The sequence below is a fragment of the Brenneria populi genome, from assembly GCF_036016195.1.
GTDB classification, from domain to species: Bacteria; Pseudomonadota; Gammaproteobacteria; order Enterobacterales; family Enterobacteriaceae; genus Brenneria; species Brenneria populi.
On sequence record NZ_JAYWTM010000004.1, the window covers coordinates 404,178 to 428,433 of the forward strand.

The window sequence follows — 24,256 nt, forward strand, 5'->3', positions numbered from 1 at the left end:
ATGGAAAACAGCGCAATCCGTTATAGCTTCGGCGGCGACGAGCATCTTTTCGCTGAAATTGACGAATCGATGTCGCTGTCCGCGTTCTTTCGCGGCCTGGCGATCACCCGCGCCGTCGAACAGCGGGCGATCCCCGGCATCCTGGATATCTGCCTGGCGAACGCCTCTTTTCAGATTCGCTTTAACCCGGATGTGGTTGCGCCGGGGGATCTGCTGGAAACGGTCCAAAAGGCGGAAAACCAGGCGCAGACGGTAAGCAGGCTTGAGACGCGCATCATCGAAATTCCGGTGCTATACAACGACCCGTGGACGCGCGAAACGCTGATGCGCTTTCGCGATCGTCATCAGGAGCCGGGTATGACCGATCTGGAGTACGCCGCCAGCATCAATGGTTATCAGGATATCGACGCCTTTATCGAGGCCCACAGCGGCACGCCCTGGTTTGTGTCGATGGTCGGGTTTGTCGCCGGCCTGCCGTTTATGTTCCAGATGGTCGAACAGGAAAAACAGATTCAGGTGCCCAAATATCTGCGCCCGCGCACCGATACGCCGCGCCTGTCGCTGGGACACGGCGGCTGTTTCGGCTGTATTTACTCGGTGCGCGGCGCCGGCGGTTACCAGCTGTTCGGCGTGACCCCCGCCCCCATTTATGACCCGCGGCAGAGTCTGGACTATTTGCGCGAATCGCTGGTGTTTTTCCGCGCCGGGGACATCGTGCAGTTCAAGCCTATCGACCCGCAGCGCTATGAGCGGGATAGACAGGCGGTCGAAGCCGGAACCTTTGACCTGCGTATCCGCCCCGTCACCTTTGAGCTGGATAAATTCGTCGCCGATCCCCTTGACTATAAGCGCTACCTTCAGGAGGTGCTGTATGCAGATTAACGTCCTCAAACCCGGACTGGCGACCTCCGTACAGGATACGGGGCGCGAAGGCTATTACCATCTCGGTATCCCGCCCTCCGGCGCGCTGGATCAATACTCCCTGCGCATGGCGAACCTGCTGGTAGGCAACCCGGCATCCGCCGCCGCGCTAGAAATCACGCTGCTGGGGCCGGAACTGGAGTTTACCGACGCGGGGCTGGCCGCCCTCTGCGGGGCGCAGATGAAACCGCAGTTGGACGGTGTGGAGGTGCCCATGCATACCGTCTTTAGCGTCAAGGCCGGGCAGGTTCTGCGCGTTGGCTACGCCGCGGCGGGCTGCCGCAGCTATCTGGCCGTCGCCGGCGGCATCGACGTTCCCGCCGCGCTGGGGAGCCGCTCGACTTACACGCTGGGCGCGTTGGGCGGGCACCTGGGGCGCCGCCTGGCGGCGAACGATGCGCTTCCCGTCGGCGCGCCGGGGAAAAAAAACCAACCGGGGGCCAGCGTGCCTGAAGATTATCTGCCGACGTTCGGCAAGGATATCGCGCTACGTATGGTGCCCGGGCTGTATATCCATCGCCTCACCCCGGAGGCGGAGGCGCGTTTTTTCGCCGATAGCTGGTCGGTATCGACCGAGGCGGACCGCATCGGCTATCGGCTGAAAGGCGGCGCTCCGCTGGCCTTCCGTCCCCGCACGCCGCCGTTTGGCGCCGGCTCCGACCCCTCCAATATCGTCGATGCCTGCTATCCCATCGGTTCGATACAGGTGCCCGGCGGACTGGAGCCGATAGTCCTGTTGCGCGATGCGGTTTCCGGCGGCGGTTATATGACGCTGGGTACGGTCATCAGCGCCGACCTGGATATCATCGGACAGCTGCAGCCCAATAATCGCGTACGTTTTATTCCGATCTCGCTAAAAGAAGCAATGGAAGCGCGGCGGCAATATCGCCGGCGCCTGGATCGCCTTGAACATTTCCTGGCGAACTGAATCTACACGCACCGAACGTCTCTCCCATTGGTTTTGGCATGCGTCGATACGGCGGGCCTGACCGCTCCAATGCCGATGGCGACGTTCTCAATCGGGCGCGCACCGCCGTTCGGCAAGGCGCGGCCCGGTTTCTGGAGGTATGCAATGGCTGATTTATCGCAAATTGAAGACGCGCATAACGTCACATCCGCCGAAACGGTCACCGACGCGGAGCGCATGGGGAAACTCTCCCTGACGATGGCCTGGTGGGCCGTATGCAGCGCCCTATTTTATATCGTGGTCGGGGCATCGCTGGCGCAGAGCTATGGCGCCAAGAACGCCATTATCGGCATGGCGCTGTCGGTCATCAGCTATGGCCTGGTAAACGCGGCGATTAGCCGTTTTGCCGTCCGCAGCGGTTTATCGGTCGCGCTCTTCTCCAATCAGCTATTCGGACACCTCGGCTCCGCGCTCGCTACGCTGATTTTCTTTTCGACCGCCATCTACTACGCGGTGTTTGAAGGGGCGGTGATCGCCTACGCCATCAATCATCTCTTCCCGCAGCTGGCCTACTACTGGGCGGCGCTAATCGTAGTGTTATACAGCGTGCCGCTGATTTTCGGCAGCGTACAGCACTGGCTGGATAAATTTAACGGCATTTTGCTGCCCTTCTATCTAATCGGCCTGCTGATCACCGTATTGGTCGCCGTCAACCACTATGGCTATCAGCCGCAATGGCTGAATTTCGGTCCCGAATCTCCGCCGGCCTACGGGTGGTGGAACTGCTTCACCTACTATATGGGGGTGTGGATCCTGATGATGTATACCTTCGATTATGCCCGTTTCGGCAAACGGCAAGACGGCGATTATCATGCGCGGTTTAACTTCGGCATGCCGTTCTACCTGATTACCTTTCTGCTTAACGGCGTGGCGGGCATTTATCTGGTCAGCAGTTTTCAACAGCAGGGCGGCGTGAGCGAGGTCGCGGTGGTGGTGGCGATACTGAATCTGCTGGGATTATGGGGATTGCTGTTCGTGTGGATCACGCAGACGCGCATTAACACCGCCAATTATTATCTGGCGACGGTAAATATGCAGGTATTCTTCGATCGATTATTTCGCATCCGTTATCGAAAGATCGTCTGGGCGTGCATCGTCGGCGCGGTGGTGTATCTATTGATGCTGGCGGATATTTTCGCCTACATACTGCAAGCGTTGGCGTATCAGGGCGTGTTTGTCGTGGCGTGGGTCGGCGTGGCGCTGGGGCATATTTTTTCCGGCGCGCGGACGCCCCCGCGGCATACCGAACGGACGTTCAATGTTTCCGGGCTTAGCGCCTGGTTTGGCAGCGTGGCCGCCGGCATCGCGCTGATGCATAGCGGCGAAGCGGCGCAATCCTTTTCCGCGCCCGTTACCTTCGCCGTCGCCTTACTCCTGTACAGTTTCTGGCCGCGTCAGAAACCAGCGTAAATCAAGCGGACCGGGCAAGCCCGGTCCTGTCTGCTGGGGCGGTTACTTATAAACAATCTCGCCTTTCGGCTCGTAGGCTTTGGCATCCAGCGGCGAGTGCTTCTCGATATACTGTTTCAGCACGTCCGCATCGATAAAGCCGGTGTTCACATAGCCGGGGAGGCTGTCGATGCGCGGATACGCATCGCCGCCCATGGCGTTAAAGTTCAGCGTCGACATGCGATAAACCTTATCCGCCTGCAAGGGTTCGCCTTTAATTTTGACATCCTGCACGCCTTTGCCGTCCGCCGTCAGGCTGACGTTAAGCAACTGCGCATAGCCGCCGGAATCCACCACTTTGTTCGCCACAACGGCCAGGTACTTCTCGACCTCGCTGCCTTTCATATCGACGTAGACCAGCGTATTGGCGAACGGCTGCACTTTCAGCACGTCTTTATAGGTAATATCGCCGGGCTCGATCGAATCACGAATGCCGCCGCCGCTCATAACGGCAAAGTCGGCGTTCGCGCGCTCAAGCTGCGCGGTCAACAGTAAACGGGCCAGGTTGGTCTGACGGAAGCGAACCTGCTTGCGATCGCCGTCCAGATTGCCGACGACGCTGCCCACCTTCACTTCAAGCTGCTGGTGTCCTTTCTCTTGGAACGGCGTCAGCATTTTCATCATCGAAGAATCCTGGGCGATCTCCTGGGTATAGAAGACCCGCTCGGTTTTGCCGTCCGCCGTTTCGACCTTCTTCTTCAGGTTGACCGGGATCAGCTGATAGTGTTCAAGCTTCAGTTCGCCGTTGCGGAAGGTGAAATCCGCGCGGCCGACATATTTGCCCCATTCGTGAGCCTGAACGATCCAGACGCCGTTCTGGCGATCCGGCGCGCAGGGCGTGCCCGGCACATAATCCGCCTGTTTTTTATTCTCGCTGGCCATGCAGACCGGATCCTGCGAGTGCCCGCCGACGATCATATCCAGATAACCGGCGGGAATGCTGCGCGCCATTTCAACATCGCCAGGCGCATTGGAGCCGTGATTGCCGTTGTCATAGTGGCCCATATGCGTCGCGGCGATAATCACATCGGGCTTTTCGTTTTTGCGCAACGCCTCGACGACCAGCTTCACTTCCTGCGCCGGCTTACGAAACTCCATATCGGTGAAATACTCAGGATTGCCCAATTTGGCCGTATCGTCGGTGGTCAGGCCGATAACGGCGATTTTAACCCCTTGTTTGTCAAATAGCGCGTATGGCTTGAATAACCGTTGATTGGTGCTCTTTTGATAAATGTTGGCGGAAAGCAGCGGGAAATTCGCCCATTTTTCCTGCTGCCTCAGTACGGAAAGCGGGTTGTCGAACTCATGGTTGCCCAGCGCCATCGCATCGTAACCCACCATGCTCATGCCGCGGAAATCGGGTTCGGCGTCCTGTAAATCCGATTCGGGCACCCCGGTGTTGATATCCCCTCCGGACAGCAGCAGCACGCTGCCGCCCTCGGCGGCGACCTCCTGGCGAATCTTATCGACCAGGGTTTTTTGCGCCGCCAAGCCATACTCGCCATGATCGTTATGCCAGAAATGGCCATGATGATCGTTAGTATGAAGAATGGTGATGGAATAAGTTTTATCCTTCTCCCAGGCCATGGCGCCGTACGGCGCCGACACCAGGGATACCGCCAACGCGCAGCCCAGCGCCCGTGTGGAAAAACGCATGAAAAATCTCCATGGATTAAAAATACTATGCGGAAACTTTACCTGAGCGGAGCGGTAAAGCCAATGGGAAGCCGGCGGCGGCGTCGCCATCGTTCCGCCACCAACGATTTATAGTAGGGGAACATGATGAACAAATCATAATGGCGGATTCATTGCCTGTCTTCAGGCTGTCACGAACTTTTCATAATATGGAAACTTCATCCGAATAACCCTGTATCAGGCCTTTTATTCCCGCTTTTCTACGCTTTTCAAACGGCTGCTGGCGTTTTTTTGCTCGCCGGTCGCAATAATCAGCGGGCAAACGCGTTAAGATATCGGCTTGGCGTTGTTAATTACGCATGTTTATCAATGCTTATCTGAAGAAACCATGGCGAAATCTGTGTCATCATGAGAATAGGCTGATAAGCCAATATTTTTAGCAAAATACCTATTTTTCCCAAGCAACATTTCTCCATATACAATAGAATTTAACCATATAGGTTTCAAAGAGCAGGAAGGCGACAGCTGAACGCCCCACTCGCCGGGAACGAATTTTTCCAGCAGGCCAAGCGTCGGGAAATCTGCAACTCTGCGATTTGAAATACGAAAGGGATAAGAAGTCCGCTCGTTCACGTTTCATTCAGGGTAAAAGGAGTCGGGATGCATGCTGCAACACCTCTAATTTCAACGATTGCCGGGGGGCTTGTTCTCGCCTTCCTTCTTGGTATTCTGGCGAACCGCCTGCGCATCTCTCCCCTTGTCGGCTACCTGGTCGCCGGCGTGCTGGTCGGGCCTTTTACCCCGGGATTTGTCGCCGATACCTCACTGGCGCCGGAATTGGCCGAACTCGGCGTCATTTTGTTGATGTTTGGCGTGGGGTTGCACTTTTCCCTGAAAGACCTCATGGCGGTGAAATCGATCGCCATTCCCGGCGCCATCGCCCAGATCGCGGTGGCGACGCTGCTCGGCATCGGACTCTCCACCATGCTGGGCTGGAGCCTGCCGAACGGCCTGGTCTTCGGCCTCTGCCTTTCAACGGCCAGTACCGTCGTCTTGCTACGGGCGCTGGAAGAGCGACAGCTTATCGACAGCCAGCGCGGCCAAATCGCCATCGGCTGGCTGATCGTGGAAGATCTGGCGATGGTGCTGACGCTGGTTCTGCTGCCCGCCTTCGGCGATATGATCGGTTCGGAACACGCCGATACCGGCAAGCTACTGCGCGACCTGGCGTGGACCATCGGTAAAGTCATCGCGTTCATCACGCTGATGATTGTCGTGGGCCGCCGTTTAGTTCCCTGGGTGCTGGCCAAAAGCGCCAGCACCGGCTCCCGCGAGCTATTTACGCTGGCCGTGCTCGCCATGGCGCTGGGCATCGCCTTTGGCGCGGTGAAGCTGTTTGACGTCTCCTTCGCGCTGGGCGCGTTCTTTGCCGGCGTGGTGCTGAACGAGTCCGAACTCAGCCAGCGCGCCGCGCACGATACGCTGCCGCTGCGCGATGCCTTCGCCGTACTGTTCTTCGTCTCCGTCGGCATGCTGTTCGACCCGATGATTCTGATTAACGATCCGCTTGCGGTGCTGGTTACGCTGGCGATCATCGTTTTCGGCAAATCGGCCGCCGCGTTTGCGCTGGTGCGACTTTTCGGCCACTCCAAACGGACGGCGCTGACCATTTCCGCCAGCCTGGCGCAAATCGGGGAGTTCGCCTTTATTCTCGCCGGTCTGGGGATCGCGCTGGGCTTACTCTCCGAAGAGGGGCGCAGCCTGGTATTGGCCGGCGCGATCCTCTCCATCATGCTTAACCCGATTCTCTTTACCCTCCTCGAACGCTATTTGGCTAAAAATGAGACCATTGAAGAACAGATAGTGGAAGAGGCGATCGAAGAGGAGAAGCAAATCCCCGTCGATATGTGCAACCACGCGCTTTTGGTCGGCTATGGACGGGTCGGCAGCCTGATCGGCGCCAAACTTCATCAGGAAGGCATCCCGGTCGTGGTGATAGAAAATTCGCGCGCGCGCGTCGATGCGCTGCGTGAACAGGGCATCAAGGCGGTGCTCGGCAACGCCGCGAAGCCGGAGATTATGGAAATCGCCCGGCTGGACTGCGCCCGCTGGCTATTGCTGACCATCCCTAACGGCTATGAAGCCGGGGAAATCGTCGCCGCGGCGCGTGAAAAACGCGCCGATTTGGAAATTATCGCCCGCGCGCATTATGACGACGAGGTCAGCTACATTACCGAACACGGCGCCAATCAGGTCGTCATGGGCGAGCGGGAGATCGCCAACAGCATGATTACCCTGCTCAAGCTTGAAGACGCGCCGGCGGCGCCTCAGGAATGTCCGATCTGATATGCCAAAGGCGGGCTGCCGCCCGCCTTTGCATAATGTCTTCCCCCGGATTAACGGCAAAAAACGCCACGACGTCCTACCGCTGCGGATATGGAGATGACGCAGAGAGAAAAGCGCCAGCCTTCGGCTAACGAATCGCCCACCAGGCCAGCTGATGCAGACTGGCCGAATAGTAATCCTCCTGCGGCTGTAATTGGTCGCTCACCTGACCATTCTGCCCCAGCGTAATATCGCGGATCGCCATCATTCCTCCGCTAAGCGGATATTCGGCCCGTTCGCCGCTGACCACATCGATCCACGCCGGCGTCTTTTCGCGTTCAAAACGCTGCCAGTAGAGGCTAAACGGCGCCAGCGCGCGATTATCGGCGTGCGCCCAGCGCAGATAAAGCGGAATGCGCACCGCGTCGAAGCCAAAGCGCGCCGGCCAGCCTTCGGCCGGCGTCAGCTTACCGTTAATATTCAGCGCCACCCAATCGACGGGCAGCCGCGGCCGGCCGAAGGCCATCTGCTCCAGCAGACGCAGCGCGTCCCGCTGCAGGTCTTGCCACACTTTTAAATGGCTGTCGCGATAGAAGGCCTGCCAGGCCGGAAACAGGAAATAGGACGGATTGAGCACGATGGAGCTGGTGTGATTAAAGCCGCTCATGCCGGGCAGCATCACCCGATAGCCGGCGAAAGAGATCACCGTGTTTTTGATCAGCGCCGCCTGAATGCGGCGCGATTCGACGCGGTAATCCGCCAACTGCCATTTATCAGCGGCCAGCAGCAGCGCCCAGGCAATCAGCGTATCGCCGTCGGAGGCATTGTTTTTATCGCTGACTTTCTCCGCGGCGGCCGGATCGTAACGCCAACAGAACAGACCGCTGCTCGGCTGATACAGTGTGGTTTTGGTCCAGCGCCACAGGCTGTCGAAGGCTGCCCGATCGTCATTGAACACCGCCAGCAGCAGGGTAAAGCCCTGCCCTTCGGTATGGCTAATGTTATGGTTGCCGGTATCCGCCACCCGGCCTTCCGGCAGAACAAAACGCTGTTTGAACTGACTCCAGCCGCTATCCTGCGCCCACGCGTTGCAGGACAGCACCCCCAATAACAGTAATAACGAAACGCCTTTCATCCAATACCTGGGCATACCCATCGCTCCTAGCGTTACAAGCCGTTTTTATAAAGAAAGAGTAACGTGTCTCCTGGTAGGCTCCCCGGCTGCCAACGCACGGCGACATAGGGATGCCCGCCCTGGGATTGCAGCCATTCGCCGTAAACGCCCTCCAGCACGCAGGCGAAGGCCCGGCGCCAGCTCTGCTCTTCGTTTTGCCGCTGTTCCGACGCCAGCGCCGTCGGCCACGCCTGGTGCAGCAGCGTTAATGCCTGCGCGTCAGGCTCGAGCCTGACGCACCCCCAGTCGAATTCCGCCAGCCGCTGGTTGATGCGATCTTCCAGCTCGCCCAGCGTCAGGCTGGCGGCAAGGGGATAGCGTCGGGCGAACTGCTTGCCGGCCAGGCGCAGAAAGGCGCAGGCGTCGTTCTCGTCCGCATCGGAAAAAATAGCGGAGAAAACCACCTGCAACAGATCCTGCCAGCCCGGCTTTTGCTGCCTGTACTGATAATACTCAAGCTGCTGCGCCGCGGGGTCATACGCTTGCATAGTTATTTCCCATCCAGTAGGTATCTGAAATAGACCAGGGCGGTACTCTCGGAGTAATCGCCGAAGGTATCGTAACCGGCCTGGCCGCCGATGATCATGTTTTTATTGAGCTTATAGCTGCCCTCGGCTTTCAGGTTATAGCCGATCCCGCTCTGGCTCTTGCCGGCATACCAGGCCTCCGAACCATAGCCTGCGGCGACCAGCGCCTCCAGGTCGGACTGCAGATCCGCATTGTTCGGGAAGTAGGCGCTCTCTTTTTGCGAGTATGACTGATAACCGACTGAGCCGCCGAGTTTATAGCTCCAGCTATCGTACTGCTGGCTATACTCCACCGGGAACGACACGCTGATGTAGTCCTGCGGGCTGAAGTAGCCGCCCTGGCCGTAGCTGAAATAGCTCAGGTTTTTGGAAAAATCCATATAGCTGACGTTAACGCCCAGCTTAAGCTCCCGATCGTCATAGCGGTAAGGGCGGATATACACCCCCGATGAGGTAGTCAGCCCCTTGTTGCTGGCGACGTTATCGCCGAGATAGCTGTAATAGCCCAGCCCGGTATAGAAGCCGGCGTCGCCGTTGTCGTAGCCGAGATTGACGCTGCCGCCGTTGCGCGTGACCGCGCCCCATTTTTTGCCCTTGTACTTATCATAGGCGCCGACGTACGACAGCAGGCTGTCGGTCACCGGGCGCCGCTCGGCGTTCAGGGTCAGCGTGGTGTAGTCGCTGAGCTTCGGCGACCACTGCGCGCCGCCGACCAACGAACTCATATCCTGCCCCAGCGGCGTGGTGCCGATATCCGCCTTATAGCTGTCGCCGGCCAGCGCCAGATTAAGCTCTACGCCGTTGGCTTTTTGCGCGCCGGGCGAGCCGGCGTTATAGCTATCGGGGTCAAGGTTAATGATTTCGGAATACGCCTCACAGCTGGTACTGGTCGAGGCGCCGCAGGTATTGGCGTTGTAGAGTGTCTGCATATACTGCTGGAGCTCGCCGAACGTCATCGTTGAGCTCAGGCCGCTGAGTGATAAGGTATTTAACGCATCGGTCACTACCTTTTTAGCCGCCTCCGCCCGCTCCAGCGCGCCGGTGCCGAAACGGTTGCTGGTGGTGCCGGTCGGCGTGCCGGCGTTCAGCGTTACCGGCGTCACGCTAAAACTCAGGCGCGACGTGTCGAAAGGCACGCCGGAGAGCGTAAGCGGCGCTTTCGCCTCCGTCAGTTTGCTCAACCCGTTCTCCCCGTCGCGTCCGCGCACGCTGACGTTGCCCTGCGCCCAGCTGGCCTCGCGCCCCTGCACCTCATCAAGCAGGCGATCCACCTGACGCAGCGTCGCGTCCTGCGCGCTGTCGGCGGCGGTCGGCGTCGCGCCGGCGCGCAGATCATAGCGGCTATCCGCCTGACGCTGGGACAGTTGCCAGGGCAGCACCATACCGTAGGCCGACGGACTGCGGCCGGTGCGGCTCTGCTGGTTAATAAACGGATTGTCGGTGATCGGCAGCCCGGCAATCGTCGCGCTGCCGTCGGCGCCCTGCAGGCCGATCATCTTCCCTTTAGCCGAACGCAGCAGCGCCAGCGCCTGTTGACGATCGCCTTGCGCCTGCGCCACGCGCGCCGCCAGCAGCAGACGCTCCGGCGTACGCTCCCCGGTCATGCCGGCCATCAGCGTCTTAGCCCGCGCCACATCGTTATTGGCCAGCGCGACATTCACCGCGCCTTCGCGCGCCTGCTGATTTTGCGCGTCGCGCTGCAGCAGGTAATCATAGACCTGGCCGGCCTCGCGATTCATTTTGCCGGACTGATAGAGCCGGCCCATCGCCAGCATCAGGTCGTCGTTGCGGGGATCCTGCTGCAGGGCGACGATCAGCTTGTCGTAGGCAAGCGCGTACTGCCCCTGTTCGCGCAGCCTATCCGCCTCGTTGATCGTAGATCCGGTGCGCAAGCGGCTGATATCCACCGGCGAACTACGGCTCTGGATGGCGGGATTATTCAGCCAGGCGTCGGCCTCCGCGCTCAGCCCCGCCTGATTCAGTACGTTAAGCTGGGCGGCATAGTCGCCGACGCTGCCCTGCACGCCGTTTTGCATATTGCGCCGCACCAGCTGTACCGCGCCGGCGCTATCGCCGGCCTGCTGCAGCGCCAGCGCCAGATTACCGAGATCCGCCGGCGCGTCGGGCGGCGTTTGCGCCAGCTCATTCAGAAGCGCGGCCGCCGCCGCGCGGTTGCCCTGCGCCAGATAACCGCGCGCCTGCGTCATGTTCTGATTGAACTGCACGCGTCTGGCCAGCGTCGCCATCTCTCTGGTTCGCCGGGCGGGCGCGACGCGCTCCATCAGCGCGCCGGCCTCCGCCCAGCGTTGGTTTTCGGCGGCGAACAGGGCGGCCACGTACAGACTTTCGCCGGCGGCGCCCGGCTGACCGAGCGGCGCGATAACGCCCTCCGCCTGCGCGTCATTGCCCTGCCGTTGCAGAATACGCGCCATATCCAGCCGCACCCAGGGGTTGTCGGGCTGCCTCTGCCGCGCCTGCTGCAACAGCGCTAGCGCGCGTTCGGCGCTGCCGGACTGCATGGCCAGCGCAGCGTCGCGCCGCAGAGGCTCGACGCTGACGGCGCCCGCGGCGCTCTGCGGCCGCAGATTGTCGGGCAGGCTTTGCCACACCTGCTGCGCTTCGGCCGTTTTTTTCTGCTGCTGCAGACTGTAATACAGGCCGAGACGCGCATCGTTATTGCCCGCCGACGCGGTGAGAATGTCCCGGTAGCGCTGTTCCGCCGCCGCCGCGTCCCCCTTGCGCCGCAGCAGATCGGCGCTGAACAGCCGGGCGGAGATGCCCCGTTCGCCGCTCTGCCGTTCGAGCGGTTCGCTCAGCGCCAGCGCCTCATCAAGCGAGCCGCCGGCCGCGGTCATTTTCGCCTTATTAAGCTCGGCATAAAAACGCGCGTCCTGCGCCAGCTCCACCCAGCGTTCGCGGTTCGCCCCGCCGATATTTATCGCCTGATTGAGGTAATTTTCCGCGCCGATAAAGTCTTCGTTGCGCAGGGCGATAAAGCCCAGACCGGCCAGCGCATCGGCATCCTGCGGTTTTTGCGCCAGCAGCGCGTCGAACTGGCTCTTCGCCGAGCGCAGGTCGCCGCGCTGTAGCGCCGCATACGCCTGCCCGAGACCGATGCCGGCCAAATGGCGTTCATAATGCGCAGGGACTTCCCGATCGCCGGGGTTGCGCCGCTGATAGTCGCGATAAAGGGGTTCATCGCCGGCCTGCGGCGTCATCCACAGCAGAGCCTGCTTCAACGCGGGATCGGCGCCGGCGACGTTCTGCGCCGCCAGCGCGGCCAGGCGGTTGACGCCCTCGCGCCGGGTAGTTTCGTCATAGGTCAGTATGCGCGCCAGCGCCAGTTGCACCGCCCTGTCGCCGGGATGCGCGCTCAACCAGCGTTGCAGACCGCTAATGGCCTCCGGGCGCGACGCGGGCAGGCCGGCCAGGGTCTGATAGTATTCGACCGCCAGGCTATCCAGCGGCTGCTCCCCCTTAAACAGGGCGCGATAGCTGTTGACGGCACCGGTCAGATTGCCCTGGGCCGCCAGCTGACGGGCGCGGGCCAACTGAGCGGGAGGAATCGACGTCAGGGCGCGCGCTCTATCCAACTCGTCGAGCCTGCTGTCGCCGGGCGACAGGGCCACCAGCTTCTGGCGCCAGGATTGCGCCGCCGCCGCGTCGCCGTTCTGCTGGGCGTACAGCGCCAGCAGGTAGAGCGCTTCGGTGTTCTTCGGCTCGACTTCCAGAATTTTATGCAGCGCCTCGTTGGCCAGGTCGCCATGGGCCTTTTCGTGCCAGTACGCCGCCTGATCCAGCAGCGCCTTAATCGCCTGACCGTTCTCCGCCGCCGAAGCCGCAACCGGCAGCATGACGATGCCTGCCATCGTCAGACAGCGCGCTCTCCACCCCATTTTTCGCTTCATTTTCATCATTCCAGGTACCTGCGCGTAGGCTGATTAAACCGACCCGTCGGGCGTATTGCTTTTATTCTGCCGGGCTAAACGCCGTTGCGCATGGCGGCTCAGCAGCCGGTACAGCGGAATACCGAGCAGCACGGAAACCAGCGCGGCGAGCAACGATAGGATCACCGCATGCTGATTGGCATACCAGACCACCATCAGATACCAGGGCATCTGTCCGTCAGGATAGCGCGAACTGACGCTGAAACTCCTCACCCCGCCATCGGATGTGATTACCGCCATATCTCCGCGAATGCCGGCATTAATCGCCGCCGAGTTCAGATCGTTATCGATCTGTTCAAGCTGCCTGTCGCTGCTGCCGGTAGCCACCACCACCAGGCGATTCGACGACCAGGGAGACGGAAAGCTGAGAAAACCGCGCCACTCGCCGATTGAAGAGAGATAACGGTCGGCGGCCAGATATTGCGATGACCACTGGCCGGATAAATAGCGCGCGAGTTTGTCGCGCATCGAGGGCGTTTTCAAAGCGAGCCGCTGACCATCAATATGATAAGGAGAAGCGCTCAGCAATTGGTTCATCAGTTCGCTCTGGGTTAACGAGGCGACGATCAGCACATCGCTGTCGGCCAGCGCGGAAACATTGTTCTGCAGCCCCAGATTCACCCGTATATGACTGACGGCGAGGCCGGTCGCGTTGCCGGCGCGCGCGGCCAGATTGAGCAGAGTGCCGATCTCCGCCGCGTCGGGCTCTTCGGCCAGCACCACCTGAGTCTGGGAAAAGTCGGCCATCTTGCTGAACGGAAAAGCCGCCCCGACGTAATAGGAGAGGTTGGGCAGCATGGAAAAATGGTGAGAACCGCTGAGATCTATCGTGGAACCGCCGTCTATCGTGCTTTTAATGTTGCCGCTGCGCAGCACGGCGCACGGGGTGCCCGGTTTGTGCTTGATGTTGTGGTACAGCTCCATCTGGTTATCGCCATAAATCAGATAGGGCGCCAGCGCCAGCTCATAGCTTTCCTGGCGGGTATCCCCGCCCAGCCGATGCCACGCCGACTCCAGCAGACCCATTTTATTCACCGGCAGGTTGCGTAAAAAGGTGCCGTTCAGCGAAACGTTCAGCAGCGATGCGTCTTCGTCGATCCAGCTTTCGGTCGGGAAACGGTAATTGATGCGCACCGGAATATTTTGCCCGTCCCACATAAACAGATCGGGCGCGGCGCGGAAATTGATATGAATACTGTCATGATACAGCCCCTCGGCGATCAGATCGCCCGGTTCGCCCACCAGCTCGCGAAAGGTAACCGGGCGTTCGGTATTGATCCAGCGCGGCGCATCGTAAAGCTGGCGCGGCGGAATGCTCTGGCTCTGCACCAGCAGACGATCCTGACCGGCGGGAAGGCCCGCGCTCGTCAGCCGGTAAGCCGCCTGGCGCAGCTCATCTCCGTTGCGCCCGGTCACCAGCAGGAGCTTATAAATCGGATTAAGCGGGTTATCCATGACCCGGATCGCCGCGCCGTCGTCGGCCGGAATGGTCAGATCGGCGACCGTTTCCCCGGCCAGGGCGAAGATGATGGCGTTATTCTCCGGCAGCGCGTTCTGATAAACCGGGAAGTCAATATTGCGGTAATTGGCGCGGATGCCGAGGAAAGAAGCGACGATCGTCGCCGCGGTAATGGCCTGCGCCGAAGGCTTGGCGCCGAACACCACCGGAATGGCGCTTTTCCCCATCACCATCGGATCGAAGAAAGGACGCGGGAAATAGCCCAGATCTTTATCAATATTCAGCAGTTGATTAGTCAGCTCAATACGGGTTTCCGGCAGGATGCCGAGCTGGTAGCGGTTTTCATCGCCCGCTTCGCACAGTGAATCGGTCGGGGTATGAACGCTAAAGCTCAGGTTGTTATTGCTGACCACCATCGCCGCCGGGATATCCAGTTCATAGGTATTCTCGGCGGACGACGCGCCCGCCAGCGGTATAGCGCCCAGCGGCTGGCCGTTGAGCATCAGATAGAGCTGATTCCCTTCCTTCGCCAACATGGCCGAAGCGCTGAACGTCAGATAGAGCTTCGCCTGAGTCACCACCTGACCGTAAGGCAAAGTGAAGCGGACTCCGGACTGCATCTGCCCGCCTCTCAGGGTTAGCCCGTTGCGCTGCCCCATGTCGGCGATGCTGATCGCATAGTTATCGATCTGGCTTAGCCGCTTCTCGCCCGCCCCGTCGCCGTTCTGCGCAGCCGGCGCGAGCGGCGTCGGCGACGCGGCCGCCGCGGCGTTCTGCCGCTGCTCGTCCGGCGCTAACGGCGCTTGCGGAGCGGCCGGATCGTTATTAAGCGGCGGCAGCGGCGGGAGATCGAGCGGCAGAACAGAGGCCTCGGCGGAGGTTGAGGCGGGCAACGCCGTCGGCTGCCGGGCCGACAACGGCGGCATCGCCGCCAGCCCGCAAATAACCAGCAATACGCGGCACAGCCGCGACGGCCGCGCTCCGATAAACAGCAGTCGAGGGCCCATCATACCGCGTCACCCTGCGCATCATCGGTTTTAGCCGCCGCGTTGACGGGCTTCTTGCGGCGTTTGTCGCCGCGCATAGCGAACCAAAACAGTTCCAGCACGCAGCGAACGATCCCCAGCAGCGATTTGAGCGGCTTATCCTGCGGATAAGGCGGATTCAACCAGGCATCGGCCCGGGTCAGCACCACCCGCACCAGTTCCCGCCGCTTCGATAGCGGCATGTCTTCAAACTTCAGCTGCAAAATCTCATCGCTGGCGTCGATAACCTGCACCGGAATACAAACCGCGCCGGAGTGCAGCAGCAGTTCGACCTCTTCTATCTGGTCGGTCTTATAACGCTGGTCGGGCGTAACCAGACGCACGCCGCCCATGGAAAGGTTCAGCGTATGCGTGCGCAGAGAAATGCCGCTGGCAAAATGCACAATAGCCGGAATATTGGCATCGATACGGATAGTCTGACGCACCTGACGGGTTTCCCGCGCGGTGGCGACGGCCGCCAGCAGAATCAGCACATTGAAACTGGCCCAGAATATATTGAGGAAAATAACCTCTGGGCTCATGCCGCTATAGTGCTCCAACAGGGTGCGCGCGCTTCCCCAAATAATCCCGAGAACCAGCAGAATAATGACGATGATATGCGGCCGAACGATATTGAAGTCAAAGTAGCCCTCCTCCAGCAGCCGCCCTTTATCGGTAACGTTGAACTTGCCGCGTTTGGGGGAAAACAGCGTGACCAGCGTCGGAATGATGATATGGAACATGATCACCGTATCGTAGATCTCCCCCCAGAACGAATAGCGGTGGCGCCCGTTGATGCGCGAGCTGGCGTAGATCGACAAAACCAGATGCGGCACAACGTAGGCGAAGATCATGGACGCGGAGGAAGCGATAATATTCTGGTTAAACAGCAGGTAGGCCAGCGGGGCGGTAACGAAAACCAGACGCGGCAAGCCGTACTGATAATAGAGCATGGAGTTGAGATAGCAGATGCGCTGCTGCCACTTCAGCCCGCGCCCCAGCAGCGGATTATCCACGCGGAAAATCTGCGTCATGCCGCGCGCCCAGCGGGTGCGCTGAATGATATGCAGCGCCAGACGCTCCGTGGCCAGCCCGGCGGCGAGCGGAATGGCCAGAAACGCGGCGTGCCAGCCGCGGCGCTGCAGCTTGAGCGATGTGTGGGCATCCTCGGTGACCGTTTCGACCGCGAATCCGCCGATATCTTCCAGCGCGCGGCGGCGAATCACCGCGCAGGAACCGCTGAACGACGTGGCGTCCCAGTTATCGTTGCCCTGCTGAATCGGGCCATAGAACAGGTCGTTTTCGCCGGGGACGTTACGGGCGACGGAGAGATTGCGCTCGAACGGATCCGGCGAATAGAAGTAGTGCGGCGTTTGAATCAGCGCCAGCTTCGGATCGGTCAGGAAACCGCCCAGCGTAGCCTGCAGAAACGCGCGCGTGGCGACATGGTCGCAATCGAAAATACAGATCAGCTCCCCCTGGGTCAGGGTCATGGCATGATTCAGGTTGCCCGCCTTGGCGTGCTTATTATCGTTGCGGGTAATGTAGCCGACGCCGGCGTCGGCGGCAAACACCGCGAACTCGCTGCGTTTGCCGTCGTCCAGCAGATAAACTTTGATTTTATCCCTTGGGTAATCAATACATTGCGCGGCAAGCACCGTATCGCGCACCACGCTCAGGCTTTCGTTGTAGGTAGGGATATAGACATCGACCGTCGGCCACAGTCGGGTATCCGACGGCAGAGGTTCGATAGTGCGCTGCAGAGGCCAGCTGGTTTGCACATAGCTGAGAAGCATCATCACCCAGGCGTATAGCTCGGCGAGAAATAGCCCGGTGCCCAGTATCGTTTCAATGACAGAGTTAAAATAGAGCGTCTCGGTCGCGCGCCAGTAGATATAGCGCGAGGACATTAAAAAACACATCACCATGATGATGATATTGATTTTGCGGCTGCGCGAACGCCCGAGCAAGAAAACGGTGGCGATAGAAATTAGCCCGAAAACAAACTGCTTATCGCTATCCATCGGCGTGATGATAATAACCAGAATGAGCGGCGACAGCAGCAGTACCAGCAATGGAAAAAGAAATTTATTCATTTTTTTGCTTGCCTGACGAGATAATTAGTAAAGATGGTGTTGCGGCGCTGAATAAAACTCCCCGCCGCCGACATTGACCTCAAGAATGGCCGCGACTTTTTTACTAATCAGATCGATATCGAAGGCGGCGGCGGACACCGGGCTGAATTGATGAATAGACTGCTGCGACGCGTTGGCTTCCGGCACGCACTCATCACGGTGAATAGAGCCGAGCAGCCTATCCCCCAGGCGCTGTTCGAGAAACAGCGTGACGTCGCGGCTAAGCGAGCGACGCATATCGCTCTGATTTACAATGTAATATTCCCGCTCTTTGCTATTAAGGGGAGAGCCAAGAAACTGATGGTTTTCCATCTGCGGCAGCAGCGAAAGCGAGGCGGTATCCGCCAGCATGACCACGATGTGCATATCCGCCAGCTCGCGGGTCGCCTGCAGCGCCGGCGCCGGGCCGGGAGGGAAATCGGCGATCACCACCATATCGGGGTAGCCCAGCACGCTGTTTAAACCGCGCTGGATAAAATATTCGTCATTGCCGATCGCCTGTTCGAAGGCCGTCCGCTGTTCCTGCGTGGTTTCGCCATAGGGCAAAACGAATAGGTTGGAGTGCGCCTTAAGGATAAACTGCCCCCAGTCGGATGCGGAAGTGGCCTGCGCCACGTATCCGCGCCCGTCCGACATCGGCACGCCGAAATGCAAACGCAGGGCATTTTGTACGTCAAAATCGACGGCCAGCACTTTGAGACCGCTGCTGGCCAGCGTCCATGCCAGATTGGCTACCACCGTGGTTTTCCCTACGCCCCCCTTGGGGGAGCACACACAAACTAGCGGCATAATGCAATGGTCTCTAACAGTGATTTCAGCGGAGTATTGCGCCGTTTGTCATTTTCATCCACGGACGCGCTTTTTTGTCTGAACAGGCCGCGAAAACGCGGTGATTCATCGGCGTTGCGGGGGGCGTCGACGGTTGCCGTCGATGCCGGAGCCGGGGTCGGCGCGGGCTGGCTCGGCGCTGCGGTTGGTTCGGCGGAGGCGGCGGGCTGGGGGGCGGCAGGGCGGCTGGCCGACAGCTGCTGGCTTACAGCCTGGAGCAGAGAGGCGGAGCGAAACTCCTCCTTCTTCGCCGGAACCGGCCTGGTCGGAGGGCCGCCTGTTCTTTGCCGAGCCGCGTCATCGGCGGCGTCGGCGCCATTCGCGCCGGCGACCTGCTCCAGAATCGCCCATTTTTGCGAAGGCCGGAATCCATCGCTTTCGGAGGTGTCTTTATAATCAACCTGCTCCAGATTCAGCTTTTCCTTGAATTGCTTAATATCGTCATAACTATTCATACACCATCCAGAGAAGCATATATTACCTAATCATTAATGCCGTATGCATTATGCGCAAGGAGGGAATATGGCCGACCTGATATTTTTCCGAGGTTTTATTTTTTCAACCTTTGCAAAAATACATAATCCCACACTATCTAAAATTTAGCACACAATGCTGAAAACATCAGCGATTCAGTGACGTAATAATGCTGAATTTTTTCTTTATAAATTTATTTTTTTTCCAGCGAACGCATCCCCTTCTCCACCAGACTCTCCAGTAGATCGATATGCGGCCGATCGTCGTTTAGCGCCGGAATATAGGCGTACGACTCCCCGCCCGCGTGCAGAAAGATCTCTTTATTCTGCTCCTGGATCTCCTCCAGCGTTTCCAGACAGTCCGCGGCAAAGCCGGGACACATAATCTGAACGTGCTTCACGCCCTGCCCCGGCAAATCTTTCAGCGTCTCGTCCGTATAGGGAGTCAGCCAGGGCTCGCGGCCAAAGCGCGACTGGAAGGTCACCAGCGCCTTCTCTGGCGCCAGACCCAGCGCCGCAATCAACGCCCTGCTCGTCGCCATACAGCGCTGCGGATAATCATCGCCTTCGCTGGCATAACGAACCGGGATGCCGTGAAAAGAGAGCACCAGCCGGTCCGGCTCGCCGCGCTCGGCGAATGAGCGCTCCACCCGGGCTTTCAGCGCGGCGATATAGCCCGGGTCTTCGGCATAATCCCGAATAAAATGAATGGCGGGCAGCTGGCGATAGCGCGCCAGCGCTCTGGACAGCCCATCCCAGACCGACGCCGTCGTCGAACAGGAGTACTGCGGATACATCGGCAAAACAACCAGCTGCGTAACGCCCTGAGCCAGCAGTTTATCCAGCGCCTCCCCCAGGCTGGGCGAGCCATAGCTCATCCCCAGCTCAACCGGAATACCGGGGATGCGGCTCGCCAGCGCCCGCTGCTGGCGGCGGCTGATAACCAGCAGCGGCGAACCGTCCTCCATCCAGATGGAGCGATAAAGTTTCGCCACGCGCGGCGCGCGCCTGGGCAGAATCACGCCCCGCAGCAGCGGCTGCCACAGCAGGCGCGAGGTATCCACCACGCGCCTATCGCTTAAAAATTCCGCCAGATAGCGCTTCACCGCGCGTGGGGTCGGCGCATCGGGCGTACCGAGATTCACCATCAACACGCCATACTTCTGTTGCGTCATTACTGCTTTCCTCTTATGGGCAAGCCGGTTGTCCCGCGGCTATCTGTATGATTAGATTTTCTATTGTAGCGAAAAACAGGGGATAAAAATTGAAAGATAGCGACATTGAAATCAATGTTATCAATAGGGAAAAACAAAGACTGTAACGAAAAGACGGGCGGCGCGACGGCAATGAGGGGTTAAGAGAGGAAGCGGCCGCTTGATTGTATGAGATAAAGCATCTGCGGGGGGCGCCGCACTGCATTTCGACGCCCCCGCTAGCGCGCTCGGCTGGGAGGGTTAGCCCAGGATCGTTGCCAACTCGGCGCGAATCTCCGCCACTTTGCGCGTTCCGTCCACCTTCACGTAGCGAGTACGGCCGATCTCCGCTTCCTTCTGGTAATAGGATACCAGCGGCGCGGTCTGCTGATGGTACTCCACCAGACGTTTACGGACCGTCTCTTCCCGATCGTCTTTACGCGTGACCAGCTCTTCGCCGGTTACATCGTCTTTGCCCTCCGCCTGCGGAGGATTAAATTTCACATGGTAGACGCGGCCGGAGGCCGGATGCACGCGACGGCCGACGATACGCTCGACGATCAGCTCATCGGGCACCGCAAACTCGATAACGTAATCCACATCGATGCCGGCTTCCTTCATCGCATCAGCCTGGGGAATCGTACGCGGAAAGCCATCCAGCAGAAAACCGTTGCGGCAATCTTCCTGAGTAATACGCTCTTTCACCAGGGCAATAACCAGTTCATCGGTAACCAGTTTGCCGGCATCCATGATCTCCTTGGCCTGTTTCCCCAGTTCGCTACCGGCCTTTACCGCCGCACGCAGCATGTCGCCGGTAGAAATCTGCGGAATACCGTATTTTTCCATGATGAATTGAGCTTGAGTCCCCTTGCCTGCGCCCGGAGCGCCCAGCAGAATAATACGCATCGCGTAAATCCCCTTGAGTATTTATAAAATAAATTTGAAAAACGCTAAACCATACCATTCCGCACCATTATCCTCAAGGAACGGGCTCGTTTCAGCCTGGCGACGGCAAAAGAAAAGCGCGGTTTACCGGCCGCGAAGCGCGGCGAAAAATGTTCGGCGACGCGGAGAAATGGCTATGGAGGGTGCGGGAATTGAGGAAAAACAGCGGAAGAACCGCCCCGGCCCAGGCGCGCGCCATAAGCCGGGAGCGGATGCGAATCAGGCGCTCAGCAGCTGATTCATACGGCGGATAAACTGGTTTGGATCGTCCAGCGTGCCGCGTTCGGCCAGCAAAGCCTGATCCAGCAGCAGTTCAACCCATTCGGCGAACCGCGCATCGTCGCTGACGTCGGACGCGCGTTTAACCAGCGCGTGCTCCGGGTTCAGTTCGAAAATATATTTCACTTCCGGCGCCTGCTGCCCGGCGGCGGCGAACAGCTTCGCCATCTGGGTGCTCATTTCGTTGGCGTCGGTGGTGACGATCGCCGGCGTATCGGTCAAACGGTGCGTCAGACGCACCTCCTTCACCCGATCGCCCAGCAGCTTTTTCACCCGCTCAACAAAAGGCTCCAGCGCTTTTTCGGCTTCTTTCTGCGCGTCATTTTCTTCATCGACCAGTTTGTCCAGCGATTCATCCGCCTTGCTGACCGACTGGAATTGCTTACCGTCAAACTCCGTCAGGTAGCTCATCATCCATTCATCGATGCGATCGGAAAGCAGCAGCACCTCAATGCCTTTTTTGCGGAACAGCTCCAGGTGCGGGCTGCTCTTCGCCGCGGCATAGCTATCGGCGGTGATGTAATAGATCTTCTCCTGCCCTTCCACCATACGGCCGACATATTCTTCCAGCGATACGGTCTGCGCGGAGCTATCATTATGCGTGCTGGCGAAACGCAGCAGCTTGGCGATCGCTTCGCGGTTGGCGGTATCTTCGGCCGGTCCCTCTTTCAGCACCAGACCGAACTGCTGCCAGAATTTCTGATATTTTTCCGTATCGTCTTTCGCCAGTTTCTCCAGCATCTGCAGTACGCGTTTGGTCAGCGCGTTGCGCAGATTCTGCGTCACGCGGCTGTCTTGCAGGATTTCGCGGGAGACGTTCAGCGGAAGATCGTTGGAGTCGATCAGCCCGCGCACAAAACGCAGGTAGTTCGGCATAAACTGTTCGGCGTCATCCATGATGAATACGCGCTGTACATACAGCTTCAGACCGTGCTTATGATCGCGATTCCACATATCCCACGGCGCCTGGGAGGGAATGTACAGCAGGCTGGTATACTCCTGTTTCCCTTCAACGCGGTTGTGGCTCCAGGCCAGCGGGTCGGTAAAATCGTGGGCGATGTGTTTGTAGAACTCGGTATACTCCTCATCGCTGACTTCGGATTTACTGCGCGTCCACAGCGCCTGGGCTTTGTTGATCTTTTCCCAGCTTACCGTGGCTTCGCCGCCTTCCTCTTCGCTTTCATGGCGCGTTTCGATCTCGACCGGCAGGGCGATATGGTCGGAGTATTTGCTGATGATGGAGCGTACCCGCCACTCGTCAAGAAACTCATCCTCGCCTTCGCGCAGGTGCAGGGTAATTTCGGTACCGCGATCTTCTTTGGTGATGTCGGCAATGGTGTAATCGCCTTCGCCGGCGGACTCCCAGAATACCCCTTGATCGGGTTCTGCGCCCGCGGCACGGGTGCGTACGGTGACTTTATCGGCAACGATAAACGCCGAGTAGAACCCGACGCCGAACTGGCCGATCAGCTGGCTGTCTTTTACCTGATCGGAGCCCATCGACTCCAAAAAGGCTTTGGTGCCCGATTTGGCGATAGTGCCGAGGTTGTCGATCACCTCGTCGCGGGTCATGCCGATGCCGTTATCGGAAATGGTCAGAGTACGTTTTTCTTTATCGGTGGAAACGCGCACGCGCAGTTCGCCGTCGCCCGCGTACAGCTCCGGCGCGGACAGCGCGCGAAAACGTAATTTATCTGCCGCATCGGAGGCGTTGGAGATCAGCTCACGTAAAAAGATTTCTTTATTGGAATACAGTGAATGGATCATCAAGTGCAGCAGCTGCTTTACTTCAGACTGGAATCCGCGGGTTTCTTGGCCTTTCATACTCATTGGTGCTTACCTCAATCCTAATATTATTCAGGCTGATTAAACTGACGATGAGCATGAGATGGGGATAGGCGGCGACGATTTCAAGGGGCAGGAAAAGACCGAACGGAGAAAAAGCGTAAAGAAATGAAGCGATAGAGGGGCCGTCGGGCAGAAGCCCCGGCGGCCGCGGCATCAGAATTTGAAAGGCTGGCGCCCCGCCAGCGAGTGGGACAGCGTGGTGCCGTCCACCATTTCCAGTTCGCCGCCGACGGGCACCCCGTGGGCGATGCGGCTGGCCATAACCCCGTACTGCGCGCACAGTTCGGCGATATAGTTGGCGGTGGCTTCGCCTTCCACCGTCGGATTGGTGGCCAGAATCACTTCGCTGATGGATTCGCTTTCCAGGCGCTCTTCCAGCCGGCCCAAACCGATATCATCCGGACCGATGCCGTCCAGCGGCGACAGATGCCCCATCAGCACAAAATAGCGCCCGGAGAACTGTCCGGTCTGTTCGATGGCATGAATATCCGCCGGGCTCTCCACCACGCAAATCTGCCCCGATTGCTGACGCCTGGGGTTCGCACAGATGGAGCACACCTCCTGCTCGGTGAAAGTGCGGCAGTCGGCGCAGTGGCCGATTTCAGACATCGCCCGGGTCAGCGCCTGCGCCAGGCGCATGCCCCCGCTGCGATCGCGCTGCAACAGGTGAAAAACCATGCGTTGGGCCGATTTCGGCCCAACGCCCGGCAAACAGCGCAGCGCTTCAAGAAGCGCTTCGAGAAGCGGACTGGTTTGCATCAGAACGGCATCTTAAAGCCCGGCGGCAGCTGCATGCCGCTGGAGACCGACGCCATTTTTTCTTTCTGCGTTTCGGCGATACGGCGGGCGGCGTCGTTAAATGCAGCGGCGATCAAATCCTCCAGCATCTCTTTGTCGTCTTCCATCAGGCTGGGATCAATCTCCACCCGGCGGCAGTTATGCGAGCCGTTGATGGTGATTTTGACCAGCCCCGCGCCCGACTCCCCGGTGACCTCCAGATTGGCAATCTCTTCCTGCATCTGCTGCATTTTTTCCTGCATCTGCTGAGCCTGCTTCATCAGATTGCCGATTCCACCTTTACCAAACATAATTTTCTCTCTATCGCTTCGGGCTGCGCACTCGCAGC

18 protein-coding genes are annotated in these 24,256 nt (G+C 59.1%); 4 read left to right on the forward strand and 14 right to left on the reverse strand.

Annotated elements, in window-relative coordinates; all coding sequences use genetic code 11:
* The 3 genes from VSX58_RS06675 (at position 1) to VSX58_RS06685 (ending at position 3,298) form a co-directional block, all read left to right on the forward strand.
* Positions 1-882 (forward strand): 5-oxoprolinase subunit B family protein, encoded by an 882-nt coding sequence (locus VSX58_RS06675; protein ID WP_327617410.1) that lies wholly within the window; start codon positions 1-3, stop codon positions 880-882.
* Positions 872-1,849 (forward strand): 5-oxoprolinase subunit C family protein, encoded by a 978-nt coding sequence (locus VSX58_RS06680; protein ID WP_327617411.1) that lies wholly within the window; start codon positions 872-874, stop codon positions 1,847-1,849. Before VSX58_RS06675 ends, VSX58_RS06680 begins: the two co-directional genes overlap by 11 nt.
* A 144-nt stretch (positions 1,850-1,993) precedes the next feature.
* Positions 1,994-3,298, forward strand: a complete 1,305-nt coding sequence (locus VSX58_RS06685; protein WP_327617412.1) for a purine-cytosine permease family protein — start codon at positions 1,994-1,996, stop codon at positions 3,296-3,298.
* A gap of 42 nt (positions 3,299-3,340) precedes the next feature.
* Here the strand turns inward: VSX58_RS06685 and ushA are convergent, their stop codons facing one another.
* A complete protein-coding gene (ushA, locus tag VSX58_RS06690; protein WP_327617413.1) occupies positions 3,341-4,993 on the reverse strand; it encodes a bifunctional UDP-sugar hydrolase/5'-nucleotidase UshA in 1,653 nt (550 codons plus the stop codon).
* Positions 4,994-5,338: 345 nt separating this feature from the next.
* Complete coding sequence (locus VSX58_RS06695; RefSeq protein ID WP_327617414.1) at positions 5,339-5,605, reverse strand: hypothetical protein; 267 nt, start codon at positions 5,603-5,605, stop codon at positions 5,339-5,341.
* Between the two features lie 27 nt (positions 5,606-5,632).
* Between VSX58_RS06695 and ybaL the strand changes: the two genes are divergently transcribed.
* Complete coding sequence (ybaL, locus tag VSX58_RS06700; RefSeq protein ID WP_327617415.1) at positions 5,633-7,318, forward strand: YbaL family putative K(+) efflux transporter; 1,686 nt, start codon at positions 5,633-5,635, stop codon at positions 7,316-7,318.
* 127 nt (positions 7,319-7,445) lie between these two features.
* Here ybaL and VSX58_RS06705 read toward each other — a convergent pair whose 3' ends face one another.
* From VSX58_RS06705 to VSX58_RS06760, 12 genes are all read right to left on the reverse strand, one after another.
* Positions 7,446-8,447 (reverse strand): glycosyl hydrolase family 8, encoded by a 1,002-nt coding sequence (locus VSX58_RS06705; RefSeq protein WP_327617416.1) that lies wholly within the window; start codon positions 8,445-8,447, stop codon positions 7,446-7,448.
* 17 nt (positions 8,448-8,464) lie between these two features.
* Positions 8,465-8,959, reverse strand: a complete 495-nt coding sequence (gene bcsD / locus VSX58_RS06710; RefSeq protein WP_327617417.1) for a cellulose biosynthesis protein BcsD — start codon at positions 8,957-8,959, stop codon at positions 8,465-8,467.
* Positions 8,960-8,961: 2 nt separating this feature from the next.
* Positions 8,962-12,912 (reverse strand): cellulose biosynthesis protein BcsC, encoded by a 3,951-nt coding sequence (locus VSX58_RS06715; protein ID WP_407654857.1) that lies wholly within the window; start codon positions 12,910-12,912, stop codon positions 8,962-8,964.
* A 27-nt stretch (positions 12,913-12,939) separates the two neighbouring features.
* On the reverse strand, positions 12,940-15,414 hold the full coding sequence (gene bcsB, locus VSX58_RS06720) for a cellulose biosynthesis cyclic di-GMP-binding regulatory protein BcsB (RefSeq protein ID WP_327617419.1): 2,475 nt from the start codon (positions 15,412-15,414) through the stop codon (positions 12,940-12,942).
* Positions 15,411-17,525, reverse strand: coding sequence for a UDP-forming cellulose synthase catalytic subunit (gene bcsA, locus VSX58_RS06725; RefSeq protein WP_327617420.1), 2,115 nt, complete (start codon positions 17,523-17,525; stop codon positions 15,411-15,413). The genes bcsB and bcsA overlap by 4 nt, the downstream gene beginning before the upstream one ends.
* Positions 17,526-17,549: 24 nt before the next feature.
* Entirely contained in the window at positions 17,550-18,353 is an 804-nt protein-coding gene (gene bcsQ / locus VSX58_RS06730; RefSeq protein WP_327612750.1) for a cellulose biosynthesis protein BcsQ, read from the reverse strand.
* On the reverse strand, positions 18,344-18,847 hold the full coding sequence (locus VSX58_RS06735) for a hypothetical protein (protein WP_327617421.1): 504 nt from the start codon (positions 18,845-18,847) through the stop codon (positions 18,344-18,346). Before VSX58_RS06735 ends, bcsQ begins: the two co-directional genes overlap by 10 nt.
* 212 nt (positions 18,848-19,059) lie before the next feature.
* A complete protein-coding gene (gene hemH / locus VSX58_RS06740) occupies positions 19,060-20,040 on the reverse strand; it encodes a ferrochelatase (protein WP_327617422.1) in 981 nt (326 codons plus the stop codon).
* Between the two features lie 279 nt (positions 20,041-20,319).
* Entirely contained in the window at positions 20,320-20,964 is a 645-nt protein-coding gene (gene adk, locus VSX58_RS06745; RefSeq protein ID WP_327612747.1) for an adenylate kinase, read from the reverse strand.
* Positions 20,965-21,222: 258 nt separating this feature from the next.
* A complete protein-coding gene (gene htpG, locus VSX58_RS06750) occupies positions 21,223-23,106 on the reverse strand; it encodes a molecular chaperone HtpG (protein ID WP_327617541.1) in 1,884 nt (627 codons plus the stop codon).
* Positions 23,107-23,283: 177 nt separating this feature from the next.
* The gene (gene recR, locus VSX58_RS06755; RefSeq protein ID WP_327612746.1) at positions 23,284-23,889 is read right to left on the reverse strand and encodes a recombination mediator RecR; all 606 of its coding nucleotides are present in this window, start codon (positions 23,887-23,889) and stop codon (positions 23,284-23,286) included.
* The gene (locus tag VSX58_RS06760; protein ID WP_327612745.1) at positions 23,889-24,218 is read right to left on the reverse strand and encodes a YbaB/EbfC family nucleoid-associated protein; all 330 of its coding nucleotides are present in this window, start codon (positions 24,216-24,218) and stop codon (positions 23,889-23,891) included. Before VSX58_RS06760 ends, recR begins: the two co-directional genes overlap by 1 nt.
* Positions 24,219-24,256: the final 38 nt, after the last annotated feature.